Here is a 25311-nt window from a genome sequence, read left to right as displayed (position 1 = left end):
ACGGCCCATGCGGTCACCCTCGTACTTCGTCCTGCCCGCACGCGCGCTGAGAGCCGCGGTCGTCCTGGCCCTCACCGCAGGCCTCGCGACCGCCGTTCCGGCGGCACACGCCGGGACACCCGCGCCCGTCGCGGCCAAGCCGTACATGGGCTGGTCCAGTTGGAGCATGCAGTCGTCGAAGTACCCGGGCCTCAACCCCGACGGCGACTACAGCTATCTCACCGAGGCGAACGTCCTCAAGCAGACCGACGCCCTCGCCACGAAGCTGAAGAGGTTCGGCTACGAGTACGTCAACATCGACGCCGGCTGGTGGCGCGACCGGGCGTGGCGGCCCGAGTTCGACCAGTACGGGCGGCAGCAGGCCGACCCGGTCCGCTTCCCGCACGGCATGAAGCCGGTCGCCGACCACATCCACGCCAAGGGCCTCAAGGCCGGCATCTATCTGCCCGTCGGCCTGGAGAAGGAGGCCTACGGCGGCGGAAGGACCCCCGTCCGGAACGCGGACGGCTGCACCACCGCCGACATCGTGTACGGCGACCTGCGCACCACCAACGGCTGGGACAGCGCCTACAAGCTCGACTTCTCCCGCCCCTGCACACAGAAGTACGTCGATTCCCAGGCGCAGTTGCTCGCCGACTGGGGCTACGACTTCCTCAAGCTCGACGGTGTCGGCCCCGGCTCCTTCAAGAGCGGTGCCCAGTACGACAACGTTGCCGACGTGGCTGCCTGGCAGAAGGCGATAGCCGCCACCGGCCGCCCCATCCACCTGGAGGTCTCCTGGTCCCTGGACATCGGACACGCCGCCGACTGGAAGAAGTACACCAACGGCTGGCGCATCGGCACCGACGTCGAGTGCTACTGCAACACCCTTGTGAGCTGGGAGAACTCCGTCGACGACCGCTGGGACGACGCCCCCGGCTGGACCCGGCACGCGGGCCCCGGCGGCTGGAACGACCTCGACTCCCTCGACGTCGGCAACGGCGCCATGGACGGCCTCACCCAGGCCGAGCGGCAGAGCTACGCCACCCTGTGGGCTATCGCCAAGTCCCCGCTCTACACCGGCGACGACCTCACCCGCCTCGACGACTACGGCCTCTCCCTGCTCACCAACCGCGAGGTGATCGCCGTCAATCAGGGCGACACCCCGCCCGCACGACCGGTCACTCCCTCCGACGCCCAGCAGGTGTGGGCCGCGAAGAACCCCGACGGCACCTACACCGTCGCCCTGTTCAACCTCGCCGACGCCCCCGCCGCCGTCACCGCCGACTGGCCGGCCCTCGGCTTCACCGGCAAGGCGACCGTACGGGACCTCTGGAACCACGAGAACCTCGGCACCCGTAAAAACAGGATCACCGAGGCCCTGCCCGCCCACGGCTCCCGGCTGTTCACCGTCACCCCGCACAGCAACGCCCTGACCGCCACCGCCTACGAGGCCGAGTCGGCCACCAGCACCCTCGGCGGCAACGCCTCCGTCACCGGCTGCTCCGCCTGCTCCGGCGAGAAGAAGGTCGGCAACCTCTACCTCGGCGGGAAGCTCCGCTTCAACGACATCGTCGTCGACCGGCCCGGCATCTACCTGGTGAAGGTCGCCTACATCAGCGGCGACGCCCGGTCGGCCGACATCTCGGCGAACTCGGGCGGCGCCGTCCGCCACAAGTTCCCGTCCACCGGCGACTGGGGGACCGTCGAGACGGTGAGCGTGCCCGTGACGCTGAAGGCGGGCGCCAACACCCTGACCTTCGACAGCGGTTCGGGCTACGCGCCGGACATCGACCGGATCGACGTCCCCAGGTCCCCGCGATAAGAGGATTCGGAGCCCGCCATGGACACTCGCCCCAGCAGACGCGACCTCCTCGCCCTCGCGGCCGCGACCGGAGCCCTCGCCGCACTGCCCGCCTTCACCGCCTCCGCCGCACCACAACGCCCCGTCGACCCCGCCGGCACCGCGGCGGCCGCACCCGGCCACATGCTGTGGTGGCAGGCCCCGGCCGACGAGCGCTCGATGATCGAACAGGGCCTGCCCGTCGGCAACGGCCGCCTCGGCGCCCTCGCGAGCAACGACTCCGGCCGTGAACTCCTGCTGATCACCGACGCCACCCTGTGGACCGGCGGCCTCAACGACACCCTCGACGCCGACGGTCAATTTCCCTACGGGCGGGATGACTTCGGCTCCCTCACCCTCCTCGCCCGGCTCACCGTCGACCTCCCCGACCATGACCTGTCCGCCGTCTCCGGGTACCGCCGCACCCTCGACCTCGCCCAGGGCGTGGTCACGACGTCGTATGTCCGGTCCGGAGTGACGTACCGGCGGCAACTGTTCGCCAGCCGCCCCGACGACGTGATCGTGCTGCACCTCAGCCAGAGCGGCGGCGGGCACCACACCGGCACCGTCACCCTTGAGGGCACCCACGGCGAGCACGCCTCGCCGGTCGGCTCGTTCGCCGGTGCCCTCCCGAACGGACTGCGGTACGCCGCCGCGGTGACCGCTCACGGCAACGGCGGAAGCGTCCGGGTGAGCGGCTCGGGCATCGCCTTCTCCGGGTGCCGTGAACTGACCCTGGTGGTGAGCGGCGGCACCAACTACGCGCCGGACGCCTTTGCCCACTACCGCAACCCGTCCCTCGACCCGGAGGCCCTGGCCCGCACCAAGGTCCGCGACGCCGCACGCCACACGGCGAACACCCTGCTGCGCACCCATGTCGCCGACCACAGCGCCCTGTTCGGACGGTTCGACGTCTCGCTCGGCACCTCGTCCGCCCAGCAGCGTTCCCTCGACACCTGGGAGCGGATCAGGGCCCGCGCCCGGGACGGCGTCCCCGACCCCGAACTGGAGGCCGCCTACCTGCAGTTCGGCCGCTATCTGATGATCTCCGGATCCCGGGGCGGCCTGCCGCTCGGCCTTCAGGGGCCCTGGCTGGACGGCAACGACCCCGACTGGATGGGGGACTACCACACCGACATCAACATCCAGATGAACTACTGGATGGCCGACCGGGCGGGCCTGTCCCCGTGCTTCGACGCCCTGACCGACTACTGCCTCGCCCAGCTGCCGTCATGGACGGCGCTCACCCGGGACCACTTCGACGACCGGCGCAACCGCTACCGCAACTCCACCGGGAAGACGGCCGGCTGGACCATCGCCATCTCCACCAACATCCACGGCGGAATGGGCTGGTGGTGGCATCCGGCGGGCAACGCCTGGCTCGCCAACACCCTCTGGGAGCACTACGAGTTCACCCGCTCCCGTGCCCACCTGGAGAAGATCTACCCGCTGCTCAAGGGCGCCTGTGAGTTCTGGGAGGCCCGGCTGCTCACCACGACCTTACCGGGCAGCTCGCGCGAAGTGCTCATCGCCGACAGCGACTGGTCCCCGGAACACGGCCCGCTCGACGCGAAGGGCATCACCTACGCACAGGAACTGGTGTGGGCGCTGTTCGGCAACTACCGTACCGCAGCGGCCGAGTTGAAGAAGGACGCCGGATACGCCGACACCATCGGCGCGCTGCGCGAGCGGCTGTACCTGCCGCGGGTGAGCCCCACGACGGGCCGGCTGGAGGAATGGATGTCGCCCGACAACCTCGGCGAGACCACCCACCGCCACCTGTCACCGCTGGTCGGGCTCTTCCCCGGCGACCGCATCCGCCCCGACGGCTCCACCCCCGCCGACCTCGTGGCCGGTGCCACCGCCCTGCTCACCGCCCGCGGCATGGAGAGCTTCGGCTGGGCCAACGCCTGGCGCGGCCTGTGCTGGGCCCGGCTCAAGAACGCCGAGAACGCCTACCGACTGGTCGTCAACAACCTCCGCCCGTCCACCGGCGGCAGCAACGGCACGGCACCCAACCTCTTCGACATCTACCAGGTCGAACAGGGCCGCGGCATCTTCCAGATCGACGCCAACTTCGGCACCCCGACCGCGATGATCGAGATGCTGCTGTACTCCCGCCCCGGCCATCTGGAGCTCCTCCCCGCCCTCCCGGACGCCTGGGCCGCCACCGGCTCCCTCACCGGAGCGGCCGCCCGCGGCGGCTTCGTCGTCGACCTGCGATGGCGCAACGGGAAGCCGACCGAGGCCCGGATCCACAGCGTCGGGGGCCGGACCACCACCGTGGCGTACGCCGGCGCGTCCCGGACGGTCGCGCTCAAGCCGGGCGAGTCCGTCACGCTGAAGGACCTGGCCCGGTGAACGGCCGGTCCACCCGCGCCGGCTGTGTCGTCGCGGCCCTGCTGACCGCCGTCGTCTGCCAGTCCGCGCCCGCCCACCCGGCCGACGCCCGGCACGACGTCGTCACCTGGGCGGCGAGCGCCGACCGGACGGGCGACGGCGTCGCCGACCGCGGCTACCGGCTGGTCGTCCACACCAGCGTCGCCGGCAGCGATATGCGGATCCGGCTGTCCAACGCCTTCGGGGACCGGCCGCTGACCCTCGACAGTGTCTACGCCGGAATCCGCGGCCGGGGCGCCGACCTCAGGCCGGGCACCAACCGGCGGCTGACCTTCGGCGGCGCCCGCACGGTCACCGTGCCCACGGGCGGCACCGTCTGGAGCGACCCGCTGCCCGGCCGGCTCCCCGCCGGCACCGACCTGGCCGTCAGCCTGCACAGTCCCGACGCGGCGGGCCCGGCCACCGGTCACGGGATGGCCCTGCAGACGTCGTACCTCACCCAGGGCGACCACACCGCCGAGGAGAGCGCCGCCCACTGGACCGGCACCACCGGCTCCTGGTTCTACCTCGACGCCGTGTCCGTACGCACGCCGAGCACCGCCACCGCAGCCGTGGCCGCGCTCGGCGACTCCATCACCGACGGCTGGCAGTCCACCGCCGACCTCGACCGCCGCTGGCCCGACTATCTGGCCCGGCGGCTGCGGTCGGCCGACGGCACCGTCAAGGGCGTGGCCAACGAAGGGATATCCGGCAACAAGGTCCTGGCGGACGGCGCCGGGCAGAGCGCCCTGCACCGTCTGGACCGCGACGTCCTGTCCCTGCCCGGCGTCCGTACCGTCTTCCTCTTCGAGGGCGTCAACGACCTCAAGGCCCACAGCGGTGTCACCGCGCAGGACCTGATCGCCGGGTACCGCGAGATCGCCGACCGGGCACACGCGGCCGGGAAGTGCGTCGTCGGCGCGAGCGTCGGCCCGTTCAAGGGCTGGTCCGAATGGGATCCCGCCGCCGAAGCCGTACGTCAGGAGGTGAACCGGTTCATCAGGAGCGGTGGGGAGTTCGACGCGGTCACCGACTTCGACCGGATCCTGCGCAGCCCCTACGACCCCGAGCGGATCCTGCCCTTCTTCGACGGGGGCGATCATCTGCATCCCAACGACAAGGGCATGCAGGCCATGGCGGACGCCGTCGACCCGGACCGGCTCGACTGTCACCCGGAGGCGGTCGGCTCCGGGGTGATCAGGCCCTCGCGGTAGGCGATCGCCACCGCCTCCGTGCGGCTCGCGGCGCCCAGCTTGGCGAGGATGTGGGAGACATGGACGCTCGCCGTCTTGCCGGTGATGAACAGCTCCTCACCGATCTGACGGTTGCTGCGGCCCCGCGCGAGGAGCCGCAGCACGTCCTGCTCGCGGGCGGTGAGCGGTGCGATGCGCTCCTCGCCCGCCGGGGTGTCCGCGAGGCGGCCGCGGCGGATCAGGGCGTCGATCCGCTCGATCAGCGGCGCGGCGCCCAGCCGGGCGGCCGTCTTCCGTGCCTCCAGCGCAGGGGCGGCCGCCTCAGCCCGCCGGTCGGCTGCCAACAAGGCCTCGGCCAGCCGTATCTGACACCGCGCCCGCTCGTACACCTCGACGTCCTCGAACGCCGTGACCGCCTTCTGCCAGGCCGCCGGGTCCGGCCCGGACCCGGCCCGCGCCCACTCCGCCTCGGCGCGGGCCAGCCACGCCAGGCCCTCGGGACCCTGCGTACCGCCGTCACCGCCCCGCTCGGCCGTGGTCCGCGCCAGCTCCACGAGCTCGGCCGCGGTGTCCGTCCAGCGCCGGAGCCCGGCCTGGTCACCGGCGCGGCGCAGCTCGGCGGCCCGGTCGGCCACGGCGGCCAGACAGAGCGCGGCCAGCCGGACCGTGGCGTCGGGGCGACGGCCCGCGTCGTCGGTGAGCGCCGTGACCGTCGCCCGCATCCGCTCCACGGCCGCCTCGGCATCACCGTCCAGCGCCGCGGCGTCCGTGAGCGCGATGCCCGCGACCAGCGTCCCCATCCAGTCGAACGGCCCTTCCAGCAGGGCGCGGGCCCCCTCGACAGCTGCCCGGTCGCCGCGCGCCAGCGCCACGTACAGCACGGGACCGGCCGCGTAGCCGTCCGCCGCCGTGGCTTCCGCGTGCGCCGCGCGCACGCACTCGTCCCAGCGGCCCAGCGTGTACAGCACCAGCAGCCGCAGGTAGCGCATCTCGCGCGGATACGGCGAGGACAGCAGCCCGGCACGACGGGCCCGCTCCAGCCCCTCGTCCAGCCACGGCAGACACTCCTGGAGGTCGCCGGACTCGAAGCTGCCCACGGCGAGGTTGAACAGCGCCCGCATCTCCACGGGCGCATGCCCGGCGCTCCTGGCCAGTTCCCGCGCTTCCCGCAGCCGCTCACGGCCCTGCGGGGTGCGGCGGCCGCCCCCTTCGAGACCGGCCAGGGAGATCAGCAGATCGGCCCGGGCGTCGGTCACCCCCAGCTCTTCCGCGACGCGCAGCGCCCGGCGGGCGACCCGGAGCGCGGTCCCGTCCTCGCCGACCTGACGCGCCGCCATGACATGCGTCGCGGCCGCCCACACCCACGTCCGCGACGGCGGCTCTGCCGGGATCATGGCGAGCGCCTCGCTGCTGTACTCGAAGGCGGCCGTCAGACTGTCGACGCTCAGCAGATTCCCGGCGAGCATGTAACGGACCCGGGCGGCGAGCTCGGAGTCGGCGTCCTGGCCGACGCCGGCCAGCGCGGCCCGGGTGAGGGACACCGCCCGGTGCGAGTCCCCGGCGTGCGCGGCGGCCCCCGAGGCGCGCAGCGTCAGCGTCACCCGGTCGGGACCGGCGCCCGCGGGCCGCGCGGCGGGCTCCACCGAGGGCCACAGTTCCAGCGCGGTCTCCAGGTGCCGCAGCTCCTCGGCGGGCGCGCCCACCCGCTGGGCGTGGTCGGCGGCCTCCAGCGACGCGGCGAGCGCCTCCGGCAGATCGTGGCTCTCGCGGTAGTGATGGGCGCGCTCCGCCGCGCTCTCGGCCGTCCGGCCGCTCGCGGCGAGCAGCCGGGCGAACGCGCCGTGCAGCCGGGACCGTTCGCCGGGCAGTAGATCGGTGTACACCGCCTCGCGCGCGAGGGCGTGACGGAAGGAGTACGTGTCCGCGTCACCGGGAACGAGCAGCTGCCGACCGACGGCCTCGCGCAGCGCCGACTCCAGCTCGTTCTCCGGCAGTCCGACCGCGTCGCGCAGCAGGTCGTGGCCGACGCGCCGCCCGGCGACGGCGGCGGTGCGCAGCACCTGCTGGGCCGTGTCGGACAGTTGCTCGACGCGGATGAGCAGCAGGTCGGCGAGTCCGCTGGGCACCCCGTCGGCTTCCGCGCCGGTCGCCGCGACCAGCTCCTCCACGTAGAAGGCGTTGCCCTCGGCGCGCCGCACGATCCGGTGGACGGTGGCCTCCGGCAGCGGACGGTCCTGCAGCGCCCGGATCAGCCGGGCCACCTCGGGGTCGGCCAGGGGCCGCAGTTCCAGGCGCTCGACCGAGGGCAGCCGGACGAGTTCGGCCAGCAGGGGGCGCAGGGGGTGGCGGCGGTGCAGGTCGTCCGCGCGGTACGACGCGAACACCGTGAGCCGGTGCGCGGGCGCGCCGCCCGCCGACCGCTGCAGGATGCCGCGGCTGAGCAGGAATCTGAGCAGATCCCGCGAGGACTGGTCGGCCCAGTGGAGGTCCTCCAGGACGACGAGCAGGGGAGCGAGGTCCGCGAGGTCGGCCAGCAGTCCCGCCACGCCCTCGAAGAGCCGCAGCCGGCCGTCCGCGTCCCGCGCCGTGTCGGTCCCGCCGCCCAGCAGCCGGTCCACCACCGGATGCGCGGCGACAGCGGCGGCGAACCGCTCGTCGGCGGCGAGCGCACCGAGGATCTCGGTGAACGGCAGATACGGCAGACCGACGTCACCGAGGTCGACACAGTGTCCGGTGACCACCGTCGTCCCGGTCCGTGCCGCCCGCTCCGCGGCCTCGTCCAGCACCCGCGTCTTGCCGACCCCCGCGTCCCCGGCGATCAGCACGGCGCGCGCCTCGCCGCGCCGGGCACGCTCCAGCACCCCCGTGAGACGGTCGAGTTCCTCGTCCCGGCCGATCAGCGGTGGTGTGGTGAAGGCGGTCTGCGGCACGGACCCATCCTGGCACGCGGCGCCGACAGCGCGTCCCGCGGCCCGTCACCGCGGGCGTTCAGCGCAGGGTCTGCGCCCAGTTCTCGGGCACCCGTCCGGCCGGGCCCGGCGCGGGCTGGTCGGCGGGGTGGGCGACCGGGGGAACGAGCTCGGGACCGGATGCGTACAACTCGTTGGTGTCGTAATTCCAGAACCAGTCCTCGCCGGGCTCGAAGCTGCGGATGACGGGGTGCCCGGTGGTCCGGTAGTGGGCCGTGGCGTGCTTGGCGGGGGAGTCGTCGCAACAGCCGATGTGCCCGCACTGCGTACAGCGGCGCAGATGGAACCACCAGCCGCCGGCCTCGTCGCACTCGACGCAGCCGGTGCCGCTGGGCGCGACGCTCGGGTCGATCGCGGGATCGGTGCTCATGCTGTCTCCTCGGGCGTCTCGGCGGTCAGCGGCAGCAGGACCTGGAAGCGGGTGTCGCCGGGCGCCGACTCGACCTGGAGGCTGCCGTGGTGCTTGTTGACGACGATCCGCCAGGAGATGTCCAGGCCCAGGCCGGTGCCCTGGCCGACCGGCTTGGTGGTGAAGAACGGGTCGAAGATCCGGCTTCTGATCTCCGGCGCGATACCCGGCCCGGTGTCACGGAACTCCACCAGCACCCGCTCGTGGTCGAGCGCCGTCCGCACGGTCAACGTGCCTTCTCCACCGGCGTCGTTCATGGCGCAGACCGCGTTGTCGATCAGGTTGGTCCACACCTGGTTGAGTTCGGCCGGGTAGCCCGGGACCGGCGGGAGCGTGCGGTCGTACTCCTTGACGACCTCGATGCGCTGCCCGATCTTGCCGGACAGCATCAGCAGGGTGCTGTCGAGGAGTTCGTGCACGTCCACCATCCGGTAGGGCGCCCGGTCCAGTTGGGAGTACTGCTTGGCCGCGTCGACCAGATGCGAGATACGGGTCGTGGAATCCTCGATCTCGTTCATCAGCAGCTCGGTCTCGATGGTGTAGTTGAGCCAGCCGACCGCCCCGGGCAGGATCTCCTCGTCGACGGCCGCCGCGACCTGCTCCAGCCAGTCGACGTCGAGTCCGGCCTGGACGAAGGTGGGCGCCAGCTGCCAGCCCTGGTCGATGCCGTGGTCCTCCAGCCAGTCGGTGAGCGCGTCCTCCCGGTCCGAGGCCTCCAGCGGGCTGAGCGCCGGTGCCTTGGAGACCCGCTCCGCGGTGCGCTCCTGGATCTCGATCAGGCTTGCCAACGCGTCCCGGGAGAAGGGCCCTTCGGCGATCACGGCGAGCTTGTGCCGCATCTTCGCGACCCGCTCCCGCAGCGTCGAGGTGGCCCGGACGGCCGCCGCCGCGGGGTTGTTGAGCTCGTGCGTGAGCCCGGCCGACAGCGAGCCGAGCGCCAGCAGCCGCTCCCGCTGACCGATGGCGGCCTGCATGCTCTTCGAACCGAAGAACAGGCCCTCCAGCAGGTGCACCGCCATCGGGAACCACTCGCTCATGATGTCCGCGAAGGCGTCCCCGGGCAGGACGAAGAACCTGGTCGGCTCCGTCACCCGCATCGAGTTGTTGTACACCTGGCGCACCCGGTCACCGAGATAGGCCTGCATGGCGCCCGCGTACACCCCGCGCTGCGAGGTCCGGGTGACCTCCACGTCGTCACCGCCGACCCGGCGCGAGAGCACGACGGTGCCCTCGATCATCACGTAGAAGCAGGTGGCCGGATCACCTTCGGTGTAGACCGGGCCCGGCTGGAACAGCTCCACCCGCCCCGCGCCGCACAACCGCCCGAGCTGCTCCGGAGCCAGCTTCTCGAACAGGAACAGCGAGCCGATCTCCTGCGGGCTGCACGGCATCGACTGCCCGCTCATGACTGCTCCAGATACCGGTGGACGAGCATCACGGCCATGGCTCCCTCTCCGACGGCGGACGCGACCCGCTTGGCGGACTCGGCGCGGGCGTCGCCCGCCACGAACACGCCCGGAACGCTGGTCTCCAGGTGGTACGGCGGCCGGTCCAGCTCCCAGCCCGCCGGCGGCCGGCCGTCGGGGGTCAGATCGGGTCCGGCGAGGATGAAACCGCGCTCGTCGCGCAGCACGGTCTCGCCCAGCCAGTCGGTCAGCGGGGCCGCGCCGATGAACACGAACATCCACTGGGCGTCGACCAGTTCGCTCTCACCGCTCGCCACATGACGCAGCGTCAGCCGCTCCAGACGGTCGGTGCCGTGTGCGGCGTCGACCACCGTGTGACTGCGCACCGAGATGTTCGGTGCCTCGTTGATCTGCTGGATCAGGTAGTACGACATCGACGCCGACAGATCGGCGCCGCGCACCAGCAGGGTCACCGACTTGGCGAACCTGGACAGGTACATCGCCGCCTGCCCCGCCGAGTTGGCGCCGCCGACGATGTACACGTCGTGCCCCTGGCAGGAGGCCGCCTCGGTCAGTGCGGAGCCGTAGAACACCCCGCAGCCGGTGAGATCGACACAGCCCTGCGCCTCCAGCTGCCGGTACTGCACGCCCGTCGCCAGGATCACGCTGTGCGCCGCGATCGCGGAACCGTCCGCGAACCGTACGACGCGCGCCGCCCCGTTGGCCTCCAGTCCCGTCACCTCGCGCGCGGTGAGGATCTCGGCACCGAACTTGGCGGCCTGCCGCCGGGCACGCTCGGTGAGCTGGCCGCCCGAGACGCCGTCGGGGAAGCCGAGGTAGTTCTCGATCCGTGAACTCTGCCCGGCCTGCCCGCCGGTGGCCGACCGCTCCACCAGCACGGTCCGCAGCCCCTCCGACGCCCCGTACACCGCCGCGCCGAGCCCGGCCGGGCCGCCGCCGATGACGACGAGGTCGTAGAAGTCGGCCGTCGGCGTGGTCGCCAGCCCCACCCGGGCGGCCAGTTCCGGAGCCTCGGGCTCCACCAGGGGTGTGCCGTCCGGTGTGATCACCAGGGGCAGCCGCTGCCCGTCCTGTCCGGCCGCGGCGAGCAGCCGCTGTCCCTCCGGCTCCTCGACGGAGTACCAGCGGTACGGCACCTGGTTGCGGGCCAGGAACTCGCGCACGTCCGACGAACGCGCCGACCAGCGGTGCCCGACGACCTTGGTGCTGGGCACGCAGTGGAAGTCGCTGTGCCGCCATGCCTCCAGCAGGTCGTCCAGCACCGGATAGAGCTTCTCCTCCGGCGGGTCCCACGGCTTGAGCAGATAGTGGTCCAGGTCCACGACGTTGATCGCGTCGATCGCCGCGTTCGTGTCCGCGTAGGCGGTCAGCAGCACCCGCCGGGCGCCCGGGTACACGTCCAGGGCCTGTTCCAGGAACTCGATGCCGTTCATCTGCGGCATCCGGTAGTCGGCCAGGATGACCGCCACCAGGTCGCCGCGCAGCTTCAGCTCGCGCAGCGCCTCCAGCGCGGACTCGCCGGACTCCGCGCGCACGATCCGGTGCGACTCGCCGTAGCGCCGTCGCAGGTCCCGGGCGACGGCTCGGGACACTCCCGGGTCGTCGTCCACGGTCATGATGACGGTCCGCGCTGTGTCGGCGGCCTGTGCCATACGTCTCCCACCCCGAGAGGTCGTTTCACGGGACGGTGTCGCCGTTGTCACCGCACCGGTTCCCGCCCATCGTATGTTCGATCGCCCGGATTCGCTCCGGTACGCGGAACCGGGCGGCCACGCGCCCCGGCGCCACCGGGTCGGCCGCGTCGGCGTTCACCTGTGCCCACTGCATCGCCATGGTCGCGGCGTGGTGAAGACTGGCCCCTCACAAGGCGGATCACGAGGAGGCCGGAGCATGACACGCCCGATCACGGCAGGGGTCGACGGTACGGAGGAGAGTCTCGCCGCGCTGGCGTGGGCGGGGCGGGAGGCCGTACGCCGGGAGCTGCCGCTGCGCGTGGTGCATGCGTGGCGGTTCCACCCGCACGAGGCGGAGGGCGCCGGGGACCGGGACACACAGCACCGATGGGTGTCGGACGGCGTCACGGAGGCCGTGCGCGCCGTCACCGGGCGCCACCCGGAGCTGACGGTGAGCATCGACGTGGTCGAGGGGCACGCCGCCGAGGCACTGGTGGGGGCCGCGGCAGAGGCGGAGATGCTGGTGCTCGGCTCGCGCGGGCACGGGGCCGTCGTGGGGTTCCTGCTCGGCTCGGTCGGACAGCAGGTGATCGCCGAGGCCGCGCGGCCCGTGGTCCTGGTGCGCGCCGGGGACCGGCCGGCCGCGGAGGCGGCCGGGCGGGAGGTGGTCGTGGGTCAGCAGGGCGGCCCGGAGGACAGCGCGGCCGTCCTTCGGTTCGCGTTCGAGACGGCGGCCGCCCGCGGGGCCACGGTCCGGGCGGTACGCGCCTGGACGCTGCCGCCCGTCTTCGCCTACAGCCCGGCTTCGCTGAAGCTCCTCGACGAGGCCGGCGGCCTGGAGCCGTACGAGAAGAAGGCCCTGGCCGACGCGCTGAAGCCGTGGCGGGAGCGCTTTCCCGCGGTCCGTGTGGCCGAGCAGGTGGAGATGGGCAGCGCGGGCCAGGTGCTGCTGGCGGTGGCCGGACAGGCCCAGCTGATGGTGGTCGGGCGCCGCGCGCACTACACAGCGGTGGGCGCCCGGATCGGCTCGGTGGCGCACGGGGTGCTGCACCACGCCGACTGCCCGGTGGCCGTGGTCCCGCACGACTGACCTACTCGGGCGTGGTCGGCTCCAGCGTCTCGCGTGCCTTGGGGAGGACGTTCTCGATGTAGTCCCGGACCGCCGTGTCCAGGCCCATGTCCTGCTGCGCCCGCTCGGACAGGTACCAGCGGTGTTCGAGCAGTTCGTGGTAGATCTCGGCCGGGTCCATGGAGCCGCGCAGATCGAGCGGTACGGCGCGCACGGTGGGGCGGAACACGTCCCGTACCCACCGGTGGGCCAGTACTTCCGGGCGCGCGGCGAGGGGGTCGCCGGGCCCGTAGTCGTCCTGAGTGGCCATCCAGCTCTCCAGGTCGTTCAGCAGCCTGCGGGCCTGGTTCTCCTCGGTGTCCAGACCGGTCAGGCGCAGCAGCTGGCGCTGGTGGTGGCCGGCGTCGACGACCTTCGGCACGAAGGTCACGGTGTCGCCGTCGGCGGAGCGCTCGATCTGCATCTCGGCGACGTCGAAGCCGAGGTCGTTGAGCCGCCGTATCCGGCGTTCTATGTAGTGGTACTTGCCCACCGGGTACACGGACGTGCGGGTCAGCTCCTGCCACAGGCCCTGGTAGCGGGCGCAGATCTCCGTGCCGAACTCGATCGGGTCGACGGACGGGTGCAGCGCCCCGGACGCCTCCAGGTCCAGCAGCTCGCCGCTGATGTTCACGCGTGCCAGATCGAGGTCGTAGTCCCGCTGCCCAGCGCTGAGCCGCGGGTGCAGGTCGCCGGTCTCCGCGTCCACCAGATAGGCCGCATACGCGCCCGCGTCCCGCCGGAACAGCGTGTTGGACAGCGAGCAGTCGCCCCAGGCGAACCCGGCCAGATGCAGCCGGACCAGCAGCACGGCGAGGGCGTCCATCAGCCGGTGCATGGTCGCCGGGCGCATGGTCGTCTCGAACATCGAGCGGTACGGCATCGAGCCGCCCAGGTGCCGGGTGACCAGCACCGACTCCAGCGGGGCGCCCGCGCCGTCGGTGCGTCCGGTGATGACGGCCAGCGGGTCCACCGCGGGGATGCCCAGCCGGTCCAGGTCGCGCAGCAGCTCGTACTCGCGCAGCGCGGGCCGCTCGGCGAGCTCCTTGACGGCGATCACCTCGTCGCCGGCCCGCGCATAGCGCACGACGTGCCGGGAGATGCCCCGGGGCAGTGGCACGAGAAGCTCCTCGGGCCACTCCTCCAGGGGCACGTCCCAGGGGAGTTCGAGCAGGAGCGCGGGGTGCTCCGGGTTGGTCGCGCTGATCTGCAGTGCCATGGGACGAACCCTAAGGCCGCGTACCGGGCTTCAGTGCGCCGGTCGGTGCGCCCGTTCCCGAGCCTCCTGGGCGGCCTTGCTCACCGAACCGTGGTGGACCGGGCCGTGGCCGGGCAGCAGGGTGTCGCCGTCCAGTGCCTCGATCAGGTCCAGCGAGGCCAGCGCGCGGGCGCGCTCGTGGTGGAACATGTCGGGCAGCAGCTGCGGGCCCTTTGCCCGTGCGGTGGCATGGCCGGTGGCCAGGGCGTCGCCGGACAGCACGATCCCGGCCTGCGGCAGGTGGTAGACGCAGTGGCCGTCCGTGTGGCCGGGGGTGTGCACCGGGACGGGCCGGCCCGGCAGGTCGAGGGCTCCCTCGCGGGGAAAGGCCTCGGGAGCGGTCACGGGGTGCTGTTCCGCCCCGCCGACGCGCAGCACGTGCACCAGCCACGGCACGACGCCCGGACGCCAGGCGTTGCGCACCACCTGGCCGGGGGTCACCTGCTGGAGGAAGTCCCGGCGGGCGTGCGGGACTTCGGCCTCGTGGAGGTAGACCGGAGTGCCGTAGGTGCTGCGCAGGTACTCGGCCGAGCCGAGGTGGTCGTTGTGGGCGTGGGTGATCAGGACGGCCGCCAGCGCCTGTGGTGAACTGCCCACGGCGGCGAGCGAGTCGAGGAGCCGCTGCCGGTCCCCGGGGTAGCCGGTGTCCACCAGGGTCGCGGCGTCCCCGTCGGTCAGGATCACCCAGTTGGTGTTGCTGCCGTGCACCAGGTAGGTGCCGTCCGCCACTTGGTGTACGTCTGCTCGCATGGTCTTCCCGAGGTGTGAGCGCGCCGTTCGACGGGGGACAGCCAACCAGACGGCGGGGGGTCCGCGGCGGGCGGGGTCGCGGACTCTCATTGCACGCCGCGCGGGCGGTACTGGACGCTGATGCGCGGACCGGTGGCGCGTGCCGTCTTGGGTACGCAGTGCTCCCAGGTGCGTTGGCAGGAGCCGCCCATCACGATGAGATCGCCGTGGCCGAGCGGGCGCCGGAGCGTGTCACCGCCGCCCACCGGGCGCAGCAGCAGGTCCCTGGGCGCGCCCACCGAGAGGATGGCGACCATCGTGTCCTCGCGTGCGCCGCGTCCGATCCGGTCGCCGTGCCAGGCGACGCTGTCCCGGCCGTCCCGGTAGTAGCACAGCCCGGCGGTGGTGAAGGGCTCGCCGAGCTCGTCGGCATAGTGCCGGCAGAGCGCCTCGCGGGCCTCGGCCAGCACCGGGTGCGGCAGCGGGTCGTCCGCGCCGTAGAAGGCGAGCAGCCGCGGTACGTCCACGACGTTGTCGTACATCGTGCGGCGCTCCGCGCGCCAGGGCACGTCCGCGGCCAGCTGTTCGAACAGGGCGTCGCCGCCGCTCAGCCAGCCGGGCAGCACGTCGATCCAGGCGCCGGAGCCGAGCCGGGTCCGGCGTGTCCCGTCGAGGGTGCCGAGCCGCAGCTCGTCGGTCTGGTCGAACAGGGAGCCCTGGAGGTGCGTGGCCATGGGAGCAGCGTACCCCTTAATCGAAAATATGTTCCCTTAGATCTTGGTGGGGGATCCCGGCGGAGGCCTTTCGATACATTGGTGTATCCGATACATTCGCGTATCGAACGGAGGTCGGACATGGCGGTGGAGGGCACGGCCAAGCGCGTGACCAGGCGCCGGGTCCGCACCCGGGCCCGACTGCTGGAGGCCGCATTCGGCGTGTTCGCCGCGAAGGGCTTCGGGCGGGTCTCCATCGAGGAGGTCTGCGAGGCCGCCGGATTCAGCCGGGGAGCCTTCTACTCGAACTTCGCCACCCTCGACGAGCTGTTCTTCGCCCTGTACCAGGAGCGCGCGGACCTCATCGCGCAGCAGGTGACCCAGGCGCTGGCCGGTGACGGTCCCGATCTGGACGTGCCCGCTTCCGTGGACCGGGTCACCGAGGTGCTGCTGCTCGACGTGGACTGGCTGCTCGTCAAGACCGACTTCCTGGTGCACGCCGCGCGTGACCCCGAGGTCGCCCAGACCCTCCTCGACCACCGGGCCCGCCTGAGGAGCGCCATCGCCGACCGGCTCTCACGGGCCAAGGGCCACACCGAACTGCCCGCCGTGCTCGGCGATGTCGACGGAGCGGCGCACGCCGTGGTCGCCGCGTACGACGGGGTCACCACCCAACTGCTGCTGGACCGGGACGTCGAGACCGCCCGCGCCTGGCTCAGGCAACTGCTCACCGCGCTGCTGACCGATGCCGGCAGCGCCCCCGAACGAGTCGTATAGGGAAGGGAAACGGTCGCCATGGACGCGGACGTCATCGTCGTCGGAGCGGGCCTCGCGGGCCTGGTCGCGGCGCACGAACTCACCAGCCGGGGCAGGCGCGTCGCCCTGGTCGACCAGGAGAACGCCGCCAACCTCGGCGGTCAGGCGTTCTGGTCCTTCGGCGGGCTCTTCCTCGTCGACTCCCCGGAGCAGCGCCGCCTCGGCATCAAGGACTCCTTCGACCTCGCCTGGAACGACTGGCAGGGCAGTGCCCAGTTCGACCGCGTCGAGGACGAGGACTCCTGGGCGGTGCGCTGGGCCCGCGCCTATGTCGAGTTCGCGGCGGGGGAGAAGCGGTCCTGGCTGGCGGGCCACGGCATCTCGCTGCTGCCCACGGTCGGCTGGGCCGAGCGCGGCGACCTGCGCGCGGACGGCCACGGCAACTCCGTACCGCGCTTCCACATCTCCTGGGGCACCGGTACGGGCGTGGTCGAGCCGTTCGCGCGGTACGCCCGGCAGGCAGCGCGCGACGGGCTGCTCACCTTCCACCACCGCCACCAGGTGGACGAGCTGATCATCGAGGAGGGGGCGGCGCGCGGGGTGCGCGGCACGGTGCTCGCCGACGACGACTCGCCGCGGGGAGTGGCCTCCAACCGCGACCGGACCGGCGAGTTCGAACTCACCGCCCAGGCCGTGGTCGTCACCACCGGCGGCATCGGCGCCAACCACGACATCGTCCGCCGCCACTGGCCCGAGCGGCTCGGCACGCCCCCCGCCGAGATGGTCACCGGCGTCCCCGCCTATGTCGACGGCCGGATGCTCGACATCAGCGCGGACGCGGGCGTACGGCTGGTCAACCGGGACCGCATGTGGCACTACACCGAGGGCCTGCAGAACTGGAACCCCATCTGGCCCGGCCACGGCATCCGCATCCTGCCCGGCCCGTCCTCCATCTGGCTCGACGCCCTCGGCCGCCGCCTGCCCGACCCGTGCCTGCCCGGCTACGACACCCTCGGCACGCTCAGGCATCTGCGCACCACCGAGGACATCGCGGGCCACGACCACTCCTGGTTCATCCTCACCCGGAAGATCATCGAGAAGGAGTTCGCGCTGTCGGGCTCCGAGCAGAACCCCGACATCACCGCCAAGGACCGCAAGGCGGTGCTGCGCGACCGGCTGCTCGGCAAGGGAGCGCCCGGACCGGTGCAGGCCTTCCTGCGCAACGGCGCGGACTTCGTGACCGCGGACACCCTCGAAAAGCTCGTCGAGAAGATGAACGGCCTCGCGGACAAGGCGCTGCTCGACGCGGCCGAGGTGCGCCGCCAGATCGAGGCGCGCGACCTGCAGATCGCCAATCCCTACAGCAAGGACTCCCAGGTCCAGGGCATCCGTAATGCCCGCCGCTACATCGGTGACCGCCTCGGGCGGGTCGCGACCCCGCACCGCATCCTCGACCCGGCGGCCGGCCCGCTGATCGGCGTCAAGCTGCACGTGCTCACCCGCAAGACCCTCGGTGGCATCCAGACCGACCTGGACTCCCGCGCCCTGGGCGCCGACGGGCAGCCCATCGGCGGGCTGTACGCGGCGGGCGAGGTCGCCGGCTTCGGCGGCGGCGGCGTCCACGGCTACAACGCCCTGGAGGGCACCTTCCTCGGCGGCTGCCTGTTCTCCGGGCGCGCGGCCGGGCGGGCCGCGGCGAAGCAGACGGCGTGAGTCAGTCCGTCAGGAGCCGCGCCAGCACCGAGGCGTGACTCTCGTCCGGGGTCTTGGAGGAGGTCAGCAGCGTCACCGGGCCCTTGCGGGCCGCCTCCCGGAGGCCGTCGAGCAGTTCGGCGGCCTCCGGCGCGGCGAGCTCCGCCTCGTACCGCCTGCGGAACTCCTCGAAGGAGCCCTCGCCCGCGTGATACCAGTGGCGCAGCTCCGTGGACGGGGTGAGGGCCTTGGGCCACTCGTCCACCTCGGCCGCGTCCTTGGACACACCGCGCGGCCAGAGGCGGTCGGCCAGGACGCGCAAGCCGTCCTCGGGCTCGGGCGGTTCATAGATCCGGCGCACGCGGACGCTCATGCACGGGCCTCCGTCGTAAGGAAGGGGGAAGCCTGAAGCGTACTGTTTCCACTCGCGTCGGCGACCGATTCTGATCGGCGATGCGTTGTAACTTGACCTGAACGAGGGGGATTTTGGTGAGCTTGGCCGCCTAGTCTGTGGTGCGTTTGATCATCCGCCACCCCACAGGGAGCGCACGTGACGCCACTTCGCAGGCAGGCCGACAGACGACGCACCGCAGTCCTCCGCCGCGAGGCGGTCCTCGCCACCGTCCCCGTCGCCGTGGCGGCACTGCTCGCCGCCGCCGGACCGGCCGCGGCCCGGACCACCGGCTCCTCCGGCGTCGGCGACCCGTACTTCCCGCTCCAGGGCAACGGCGGCTACCACGTCCAGCACTACGGCCTGACGCTGCGCTACGACACCGCCTCCCGCCACCTCGACGGCACGGCGGTCCTCAGCGCCCGCGCCACCCAGAAACTGACCCGCTTCGACCTCGACCTCAAGGGCCTCAAGGTCACACGCCTCACCGTCGACGGCACCACGGCGGACTTCCGCCGCGACGGACAGGAACTCGTGGTCACCCCGCGCCGGGCGCTGCACAAGGGCCGGCACTTCTGCGTCGAGGTCGCCTACCACGGCACCCCCAAGCCGGTCACCGACCCGGACGGCTCCCCCGACGGATGGATCCCCACCGACGACGGAGCCTTCGTCGCCGGTGAGCCCCAGGGCGCGATGACCTGGTTCCCGGCGAACAGCCACCCCAAGGACAAGTCCTCGTACGACTTCAGGATCACCGTCCCCCAGGGTCGCACCGCGGTCGCCAATGGCGTCTTCCTGGGACAGCGCACCGCGCACGGGCAGACCACCTACCGCTGGCGCCAGACCGCACCCATGGCCGCCTATCTCGCCACGGCGACCATCGGCACGTTCAAGGTCGAGCGGTACACCACCCGCGACGGCATCCAGGTGTACAACGCCGTCGACCCGCGCGAGGCGAACGCAGCGGCGCCCGTCCTGAAGAAGCTGCCGTCCGTCCTGGAGTGGGAGAGCAGGCTCTTCGGCCCCTACCCGTACCGGGCCGCCGGCTCGATCGTCGACCGGGCGCCGGACGTCGGTTTCGCCCTGGAGACCCAGACCCGGCCCGTGTACGACTCGGCGCCCGATCTGAGCACCCTCGTCCACGAGAACGCCCACCAGTGGTTCGGCGACTCCGTCTCCCTCACCACGTGGAAGGACATCTGGCTCAACGAGGGCTTCGCCACCTACGCCGAGTGGCTCTACCAGGAGCAGCACGGCGGCGACAGCGCCCAGAAGACCTTCGACAAGCTGTACGCCACCCGCGCGAGCGACGACCTGTGGGCGTATCCGCCCGGCAACCCCGGCAGCGGCGCGAACATCTTCGGCACGCCGGTCTACGCCCGCGGCGCCATGGCCCTGCACGAACTGCGCAAGGCCGTCGGCGACCAGGTGTTCTTCCGCATCCTGCGCGCGTGGGCCGCCGAGCACCGGGGCGGGCACGGGACGACGGCGCAGTTCGTGAAGCTGTCCGAGCGGGAGTCCGGCAAGCGGCTGGACGGACTGTTCCGGACCTGGCTGTACACCCAGGGCAAGCCGGGCAGGGCGTAGGGCGAGCACCGGTTCCTCCGGTGCGCCCAGCGCGGCGCACCGGAGGAACGGGCCGTGGAACCTGACGAGTTCCTCACAAGTCTCGGTCAGGGTCGGAGCATGATCGATCGCAGAACCGCCGTCGCGCTCCTCGCGTCCCCCCTCCTGCTCACGGGATGCGGCGGCGGCGCCGAGGCGACTGAGCGCCCGGAGACGCCCCCGAGCCCCAGCCGGAGGCCGGCGGCGAGGCGGGCACCGGCACCGGAGCCGTCCGTCGAGGCGGCCCCGCAGCGGATCCCCGGTCTCGGCCCCAAGATCCGCAACGCGATACCCGGCCGTGCGCGGCAGGTGGTCGTGGCGACCGGCCACGCCAAGGACTCGCCGGAATCGACCGTCGTCCTGCACGAGCGCACCGAAGCGGGCTGGCAGGCGGGAGCCGGCTGGCCCGCGCACAACGCGCTGCGCGGCTGGAGCGACCACCACACGGCCGAGGACCTGCGCTCGCCGCTCGGCGTCTACACCCTCACCGACGCCGGGGGCCTGCTCCGCGACCCCGGCACCCGGCTGCCGTACCACCGCTCGACCGGATTCGTCTCACCCGGCACCGGTTTCACGGGCGAGCCGCTGGCCGGCTCGTTCGACTATGTGATCGCCATCGACTACAACCGCAGGCCCGGCACCTCACCCCTCGACTGGACCCGCCCACTCGGCGCGGGCCGGGGCGGCGGCATCTGGTTCCACGTCGACCACGGCGGACCCACCCACGGCTGCATCGGCATCGCGGAGGCGCACATGAAGGAACTGCTCCGCGCCCTCGATCCCGGCCGGCATCCCGTCGTCGTGATGGGATACACCGACTGGCTCGCCCTCTGAACCCCCTAGGATCCGCCCCGTGTGCGCACATGTGCTGGTCGCCGAGGACGACGAGATGCAGGCCGAACTCATACGCCGCTCGCTGCTGGCGGAGGGCCACACCGCCACCGTGGTCCACGACGGCTCGGCCGCCCTGGACGCGGCCCACAGGCTGCGGCCCGACCTCGTGGTCCTCGACCTGATGCTGCCGGTGATCGACGGCTTCGGCGTGTGCCGGGTGCTGCGCGGCGCGCGGGAGAACGCCGAGATCCCCGTACTGATGCTCACCGCCCGCTCGGCGGAGGACGACGTCCTGCTCGGCCTGGAACTGGGTGCCGACGACTACATGACCAAGCCGTACAGCCCGCGCGAACTGATGGCCCGCATCCGCACGGTCCTGCGGCGCAGCGGGCGCGGCGTTGGGGTGCGGGAGGATCCCGGCGTCCGCGCGGGCGGCATCCGCATCGACCCGGTACGGCACGAAGTGCGCTGCGACGGCCGGCCGGTGGAGTGCACCCCGGCCGAGTTCCAGATCCTGCTGGCCATGGCGGCCGAACCGGACCGGGTGTTCTCGCGACGGCAACTGCTCCAGTGCACCCGCGGCTTCGACCGCTCCTCCACCGAACGGGCCGTCGACGTCCACATCATGAACCTGCGCCGGAAGATAGAGGCCGATCCGCGCCGGCCGGTACGGCTGGTGACCGTGTTCGGGGTCGGCTACAAGCTGAGCGGCGGCCGCCCGTGAGGCCCCGGATACCGTGGCGCAAACGGCTGCTCGTCCGGCTGCTGTTCGCCTCGGTGCTGATCGCCGTCTGCTCCGTGGCCGCCACCGCCTGGCTCGCGGTCACGACCACCACCAGCGCCCTGGAGGAGGAACAGGGCCAGGACCTCGCCGCCGACAACAACATCCTCGCCCGGCTCAGCGGATACGCCGCGACCCACCCCGACTGGACCGGCGTACGGCACACGGTCAGGGCGCTGGCCGCGAAGACCGGCCGCCGGATCGCGCTCACCACCGCCGACCGCACCCTCGTCGCCGACTCCGCGCCGCACGGCACGCCGCTGCCGCCCCGGCCCGCCGCCTCCGTCGACCCCCTGCACACCGACACCTACAGCGAGTCCGGCGCCCAGCTCAGCGGCATCGACCCGCGCGCCGTCGGCCCGTACCGGCTGCCGGCCAAGGAACGCTCGCAACTGGACGCCGTGGCACGGAAGCAGCGGATCTGCTACGACCGCTACGGCATCCGCGTCATCGTCGCGCACACCCCCGGCGGCCGGCCCTACCTGACCGACGAGAACGGCACGGCCGCGGGCGACTACGGGGGGACCGTCCCATGCGGCTACGGACTGAACGAGCCGACCCGCACCGAGGACAAGGCCCGCGTGTCCCTGGAACAGGGCGCCCGGACCTGCCTGGCGGACAAGGGCATCGACCTCGGCTCCCCGCTGTTCGTCGCCTTCGACCCCGGGGGCAACACCTCCGCGACGCGGCTCTTCCCGACCAAGTTCGCCAGGATGGACGACGCGAGGACGACCCGCAGCGTCCAGGGCTGCGTCGACAGCGCCCGCCGCGCCCAACTCGACCCCTATGTCGCTCCGGTGGCCGAGCTGTTCCTCGGCATCGGGGACCAGAGCGTGCCCCGCTTCGACATGTCCCCGGCCAACAAGGCCAAGATCGTCGGAGCGGCCGGCCTGGTCCTTGCCGTCACGGTCGCCGTCACCGCGGTGGTCGCCACCCGTCTCGTACGACCGCTGCGCGCGCTGACGGTGGCCGCGCAACAGCCACCCGAGCTGCACGTGCGGGCGCGGGTGCGCACACGGGACGAGACCGGGCTGCTGGCCGCCGCGTTCAACGACCTCACCGAGCGCCGGGAACGTCTTGAGGCCCAGCGCAGGGCCATGGTCAGCGACATCGCCCATGAACTGCGCAGCCCGCTCACCAACATCCGCGGCTGGCTGGAGGTCACCCGGGACGGACTCGTGGACCCCGATCCCGCGCTGCTCGGCGCCCTGCACGAGGAGGCCCTCGTCCTCCAGCGCATCATCGACGACCTCCAGGACCTGGCGGCCGCCGACGCGGGCACCCTGCGCCTGCACCGCGAGCCGGTCCGTGCCGCAGAACTGCTCGACCAGGTGGCCGCCGCACACCGCGTCGCGGCCGACGCCGCCGGGGTCACCCTGCGCACCGGGACCGACGGCGACCCCTGGCTGGACGCCGACCCCGTACGGATGCGGCAGGCCCTCGGCAACCTGGTCTCCAACGCGCTGCGCCACACGCCCACCGACGGCACGGTCACCCTCGCCGCCCGCCGCGACGGCGACCGGGTCGTCTTCACCGTCACCGACACCGGCACCGGCATCGCGCCGGAGGATCTGCCGCATGTCTTCGACCGGTTCTGGCGCGCCGAGAAGTCCCGCTCCCGCCGGACCGGCGGCAGCGGTCTGGGCCTGCCCATCGTCCGCCACCTGGTCGCCGCCCACGGCGGTACGGCCGAGGCGGCGGGCGAGCCCGGGAAGGGCTCCGAGTTCACCCTGCGGCTACCGGGCACGGCGGCGCCGCAGGACGGGTGAGGAACGGCCCGCGCCCCTCAGGGGCGCCGCCGTACGCCGACGCGCCGGTTCAGCGCGCGCCGTTCCATCTCCGTCGTGCCGCCCCAGATGCCGACGCACTGACCCGTCTCCAGCGCCCACTCCAGGCACCGCTCCCGGACCCGGCACCGTCCGCAGACCGCCTTGGCCCGCTGTGTCTGCAGCATCGCCGGTCCTGTGGTGCCGATCGGAAAGAAGAGGTCGGGGTCCTTGTGGCGGCATGAGGCCTGTTCTCGCCAGTCGCCCATGGGAAGTCACCTGCGATCGATGTCGTCCGCGCCCTTGCACATGTTTAACGCGAGTTCGGGTCACCGTCGAGCCGGTTGTGAAACACATGAGTTCCCAGGAGGGCGACCGGGGCGGGATCACTGCTCCCGCATGCCCCAGGGCGAGCCGTAGGCGGTCAGCAGATCCAGGAACGGGCGGGCCGGGAACGCCTCCGGGCCGAGGACCCCCGAGCCCGACCAGGCACCGGTGGCGAGGAGTTCGAGGGCGACGACCGGGTTGACCGCCGTCTGCCACACCACGGCCTGGCAGCCGTACTCCGCCATGGACCACTGGTTGTCGACCACGTGGTACAGATACACCTCGCGCGGCGCGCCGTCCTTGGTGCCGCGCACCCAGGTACCCGCACAGGTCTTGCCGTGCATGCTCTCGCCCAGCGTCGCCGGGTCGGGCAGACAGGCGGCGACCACGTCCCGGGGCGACACCGCGACCGGTCCGTCGGCGCCCGGCACGGTCACCCGGCCGGTGCGGTCCAGGCCCAGCAGGTGCAGCGTCTTGAGGGTCTCGATGAACTCCCGGCCCAGCCCGTACTTGAAGGTGACCCGCCGGGTGTCGACCCAGCGCGGCACCAGCAGCACCTCCTCGTGCTCGACGTTCACGCACTCCACCGGACCGATCCCCTCGGGGAAGTCGAACACCTCCGGCTCGCTGAACGGCGCGGTGGTGAACCAGCCGCGCTCCGCCTCGTACACCACCGGCGGGTTCAGACACTCCTCGATGGTGGTCCAGATGCTGAACGACGGAGCGAAGTCATGGCCGTCCACGGTGAGGTTCGCGCCGTCACGGATGCCGATCTCGTCGATCTCGTCGAAGAGTTCGTCGGCGGCGTACCGGGCGAACACGTCCGACAGGCCGGGCTCCACACCCATGCCGACGAGCGCCAGCGCGCCCGCCTTCTCCCAGTCGGCGGCCAGCTCGAACTGCTCGTCGCCCAGCTTGACCCCGCACTGTTCGTACGGGCGCTCGGCGTGCGGCCGCGACAGGGACATCGCCATGTCGAGGTAGGTGGCGCCGGCCGACCGCGCCGCCCGGAACAGGGGCATGACGAAGCGCGGGTCGGTGGCGTTGAGGAGCGCGTCGCAGCCGTGGCGCGCCAGCAGTTCCGCCACGGCGGACTCGTCGCCCGCGTCCACGCGCTCGGCGCGGAACCGCGCGGCGTCGGCGCCGAGCGCCGCGACCGCCGCCTCGGCCCGCGCGAGGTCGTAGTCGGCGACGACCATCAGGTCGAAGAACGGACGCCGGGCGGCGATCCGGGTGATGGCGGTGCCGACACCGCCTGCTCCCACGAGCAGCACACGCATGGCGAAATCCCTCACGATCGAAAGTCGAAGTCGAAGCCGAAGTCGAAGACAGGCGCGCCCTGGCCCGAGATACAACGCCCCGGGCTCACGTAAGGTCAATGGCGTGACTCTGCTGGTGATGTTGGGTGGGTCATGCGGTGGCTGAACACAGAGTGCGGAAGTGTGTGGCCCGGCGTTGTGTTCGGGGTGCGGTGTCGAT

General features: G+C 72.2%; 21 protein-coding genes. 10 read left to right on the top strand and 11 right to left on the bottom strand.

All coding sequences use genetic code 11. The features are described from left to right. Positions 1 to 7: 7 nt before the first annotated feature. Genes ACZ4EG_RS11190 through ACZ4EG_RS11180 form a run of 3 tightly spaced genes read left to right on the top strand, consistent with a single transcriptional unit; the run spans position 8 to position 5415 of the window. Complete coding sequence (locus ACZ4EG_RS11190; RefSeq protein ID WP_467790440.1) at positions 8 to 1804, top strand: alpha-galactosidase D; 1797 nt, start codon at positions 8 to 10, stop codon at positions 1802 to 1804. A gap of 18 nt (positions 1805 to 1822) precedes the next feature. Then, positions 1823 to 4183: a glycosyl hydrolase family 95 catalytic domain-containing protein gene (locus tag ACZ4EG_RS11185; RefSeq protein WP_467790439.1), complete on the top strand. Its 2361-nt coding sequence runs from the start codon at positions 1823 to 1825 to the stop codon at positions 4181 to 4183. Next, on the top strand, positions 4180 to 5415 hold the full coding sequence (locus tag ACZ4EG_RS11180) for an SGNH/GDSL hydrolase family protein (protein WP_467790438.1): 1236 nt from the start codon (positions 4180 to 4182) through the stop codon (positions 5413 to 5415). Before ACZ4EG_RS11185 ends, ACZ4EG_RS11180 begins: the two co-directional genes overlap by 4 nt. Here ACZ4EG_RS11180 and ACZ4EG_RS11175 read toward each other — a convergent pair. The 5 genes from ACZ4EG_RS11175 to ACZ4EG_RS11155 are packed head-to-tail and all read right to left on the bottom strand — an operon-like array spanning position 5370 to position 12032. Beyond that, positions 5370 to 8324: a helix-turn-helix transcriptional regulator gene (locus ACZ4EG_RS11175; protein ID WP_467790437.1), complete on the bottom strand. Its 2955-nt coding sequence runs from the start codon at positions 8322 to 8324 to the stop codon at positions 5370 to 5372. The two genes, ACZ4EG_RS11180 and ACZ4EG_RS11175, sit on opposite strands and share 46 nt — an antisense overlap. 58 nt (positions 8325 to 8382) lie before the next feature. Then, positions 8383 to 8733 (bottom strand): UBP-type zinc finger domain-containing protein, encoded by a 351-nt coding sequence (locus ACZ4EG_RS11170; RefSeq protein ID WP_453550206.1) that lies wholly within the window; start codon positions 8731 to 8733, stop codon positions 8383 to 8385. Further along, the gene (locus tag ACZ4EG_RS11165) at positions 8730 to 10178 is read right to left on the bottom strand and encodes an ATP-binding protein (protein WP_467790436.1); all 1449 of its coding nucleotides are present in this window, start codon (positions 10176 to 10178) and stop codon (positions 8730 to 8732) included. The genes ACZ4EG_RS11170 and ACZ4EG_RS11165 overlap by 4 nt, the downstream gene beginning before the upstream one ends. After that, positions 10175 to 11851: an NAD(P)/FAD-dependent oxidoreductase gene (locus ACZ4EG_RS11160; protein ID WP_453550200.1), complete on the bottom strand. Its 1677-nt coding sequence runs from the start codon at positions 11849 to 11851 to the stop codon at positions 10175 to 10177. The genes ACZ4EG_RS11165 and ACZ4EG_RS11160 overlap by 4 nt, the downstream gene beginning before the upstream one ends. Positions 11852 to 11876: 25 nt before the next feature. After that, positions 11877 to 12032: a hypothetical protein gene (locus ACZ4EG_RS11155; RefSeq protein WP_453550198.1), complete on the bottom strand. Its 156-nt coding sequence runs from the start codon at positions 12030 to 12032 to the stop codon at positions 11877 to 11879. Between the two features lie 57 nt (positions 12033 to 12089). Here ACZ4EG_RS11155 and ACZ4EG_RS11150 point away from each other — a divergent pair, with 57 nt between their 5' ends. Next, positions 12090 to 12962, top strand: coding sequence for a universal stress protein (locus tag ACZ4EG_RS11150; RefSeq protein WP_467790435.1), 873 nt, complete (start codon positions 12090 to 12092; stop codon positions 12960 to 12962). 1 nt (position 12963) lies between these two features. Here ACZ4EG_RS11150 and ACZ4EG_RS11145 read toward each other — a convergent pair whose 3' ends face one another. The 3 genes from ACZ4EG_RS11145 to ACZ4EG_RS11135 all read right to left on the bottom strand — a co-directional run bounded on the left by ACZ4EG_RS11145 (position 12964) and on the right by ACZ4EG_RS11135 (position 15701). Then, on the bottom strand, positions 12964 to 14199 hold the full coding sequence (locus tag ACZ4EG_RS11145) for a DUF4032 domain-containing protein (RefSeq protein WP_453550194.1): 1236 nt from the start codon (positions 14197 to 14199) through the stop codon (positions 12964 to 12966). 30 nt (positions 14200 to 14229) lie between these two features. Further along, positions 14230 to 14988, bottom strand: coding sequence for an MBL fold metallo-hydrolase (locus ACZ4EG_RS11140; RefSeq protein WP_453550192.1), 759 nt, complete (start codon positions 14986 to 14988; stop codon positions 14230 to 14232). Between the two features lie 86 nt (positions 14989 to 15074). Continuing rightward, positions 15075 to 15701, bottom strand: coding sequence for an alpha-ketoglutarate-dependent dioxygenase AlkB (locus ACZ4EG_RS11135; protein ID WP_453550190.1), 627 nt, complete (start codon positions 15699 to 15701; stop codon positions 15075 to 15077). A 120-nt stretch (positions 15702 to 15821) separates the two neighbouring features. Between ACZ4EG_RS11135 and ACZ4EG_RS11130 the strand changes: the two genes are divergently transcribed. Both ACZ4EG_RS11130 and ACZ4EG_RS11125 read left to right on the top strand, forming a co-directional pair. Then, entirely contained in the window at positions 15822 to 16457 is a 636-nt protein-coding gene (locus ACZ4EG_RS11130; protein ID WP_467790434.1) for a TetR/AcrR family transcriptional regulator, read from the top strand. 18 nt (positions 16458 to 16475) lie between these two features. Beyond that, positions 16476 to 18149 (top strand): FAD-binding dehydrogenase, encoded by a 1674-nt coding sequence (locus tag ACZ4EG_RS11125; RefSeq protein ID WP_467790433.1) that lies wholly within the window; start codon positions 16476 to 16478, stop codon positions 18147 to 18149. Between the two features lies 1 nt (position 18150). On the opposite strand, the gene ACZ4EG_RS11120 is transcribed toward ACZ4EG_RS11125, so the two are convergent. Next, entirely contained in the window at positions 18151 to 18501 is a 351-nt protein-coding gene (locus ACZ4EG_RS11120; RefSeq protein ID WP_363300861.1) for a DUF488 domain-containing protein, read from the bottom strand. Between the two features lie 177 nt (positions 18502 to 18678). On the opposite strand from ACZ4EG_RS11120, the gene ACZ4EG_RS11115 reads away from it, so the two are divergent. From ACZ4EG_RS11115 to ACZ4EG_RS11100, 4 genes are all read left to right on the top strand, one after another. Next, positions 18679 to 20106: a M1 family metallopeptidase gene (locus ACZ4EG_RS11115; protein ID WP_467790432.1), complete on the top strand. Its 1428-nt coding sequence runs from the start codon at positions 18679 to 18681 to the stop codon at positions 20104 to 20106. A gap of 99 nt (positions 20107 to 20205) precedes the next feature. Further along, positions 20206 to 20958 (top strand): L,D-transpeptidase family protein, encoded by a 753-nt coding sequence (locus tag ACZ4EG_RS11110; RefSeq protein WP_467790431.1) that lies wholly within the window; start codon positions 20206 to 20208, stop codon positions 20956 to 20958. Positions 20959 to 20977: 19 nt separating this feature from the next. After that, entirely contained in the window at positions 20978 to 21682 is a 705-nt protein-coding gene (locus tag ACZ4EG_RS11105; RefSeq protein ID WP_453550175.1) for a response regulator transcription factor, read from the top strand. Beyond that, complete coding sequence (locus ACZ4EG_RS11100) at positions 21679 to 23508, top strand: sensor histidine kinase (RefSeq protein WP_467790430.1); 1830 nt, start codon at positions 21679 to 21681, stop codon at positions 23506 to 23508. Before ACZ4EG_RS11105 ends, ACZ4EG_RS11100 begins: the two co-directional genes overlap by 4 nt. A gap of 17 nt (positions 23509 to 23525) precedes the next feature. On the opposite strand, the gene ACZ4EG_RS11095 is transcribed toward ACZ4EG_RS11100, so the two are convergent. Then, positions 23526 to 23774, bottom strand: coding sequence for a WhiB family transcriptional regulator (locus ACZ4EG_RS11095; protein WP_453550171.1), 249 nt, complete (start codon positions 23772 to 23774; stop codon positions 23526 to 23528). Between the two features lie 117 nt (positions 23775 to 23891). Next, positions 23892 to 25112 carry a saccharopine dehydrogenase family protein gene (locus tag ACZ4EG_RS11090; protein WP_467790429.1) on the bottom strand — a complete coding sequence of 407 codons (1221 nt, stop codon included), beginning with the start codon at positions 25110 to 25112 and terminating at the stop codon, positions 23892 to 23894. Between the last annotated feature and the right edge of the window lie 199 nt (positions 25113 to 25311).

It is taken from the genome of Streptomyces sp. NPDC025638 (genome assembly GCF_055558775.1).
Note: the sequence above shows the minus strand (reverse complement) of the source record. Positions and strands in the feature narration are given on the sequence as shown.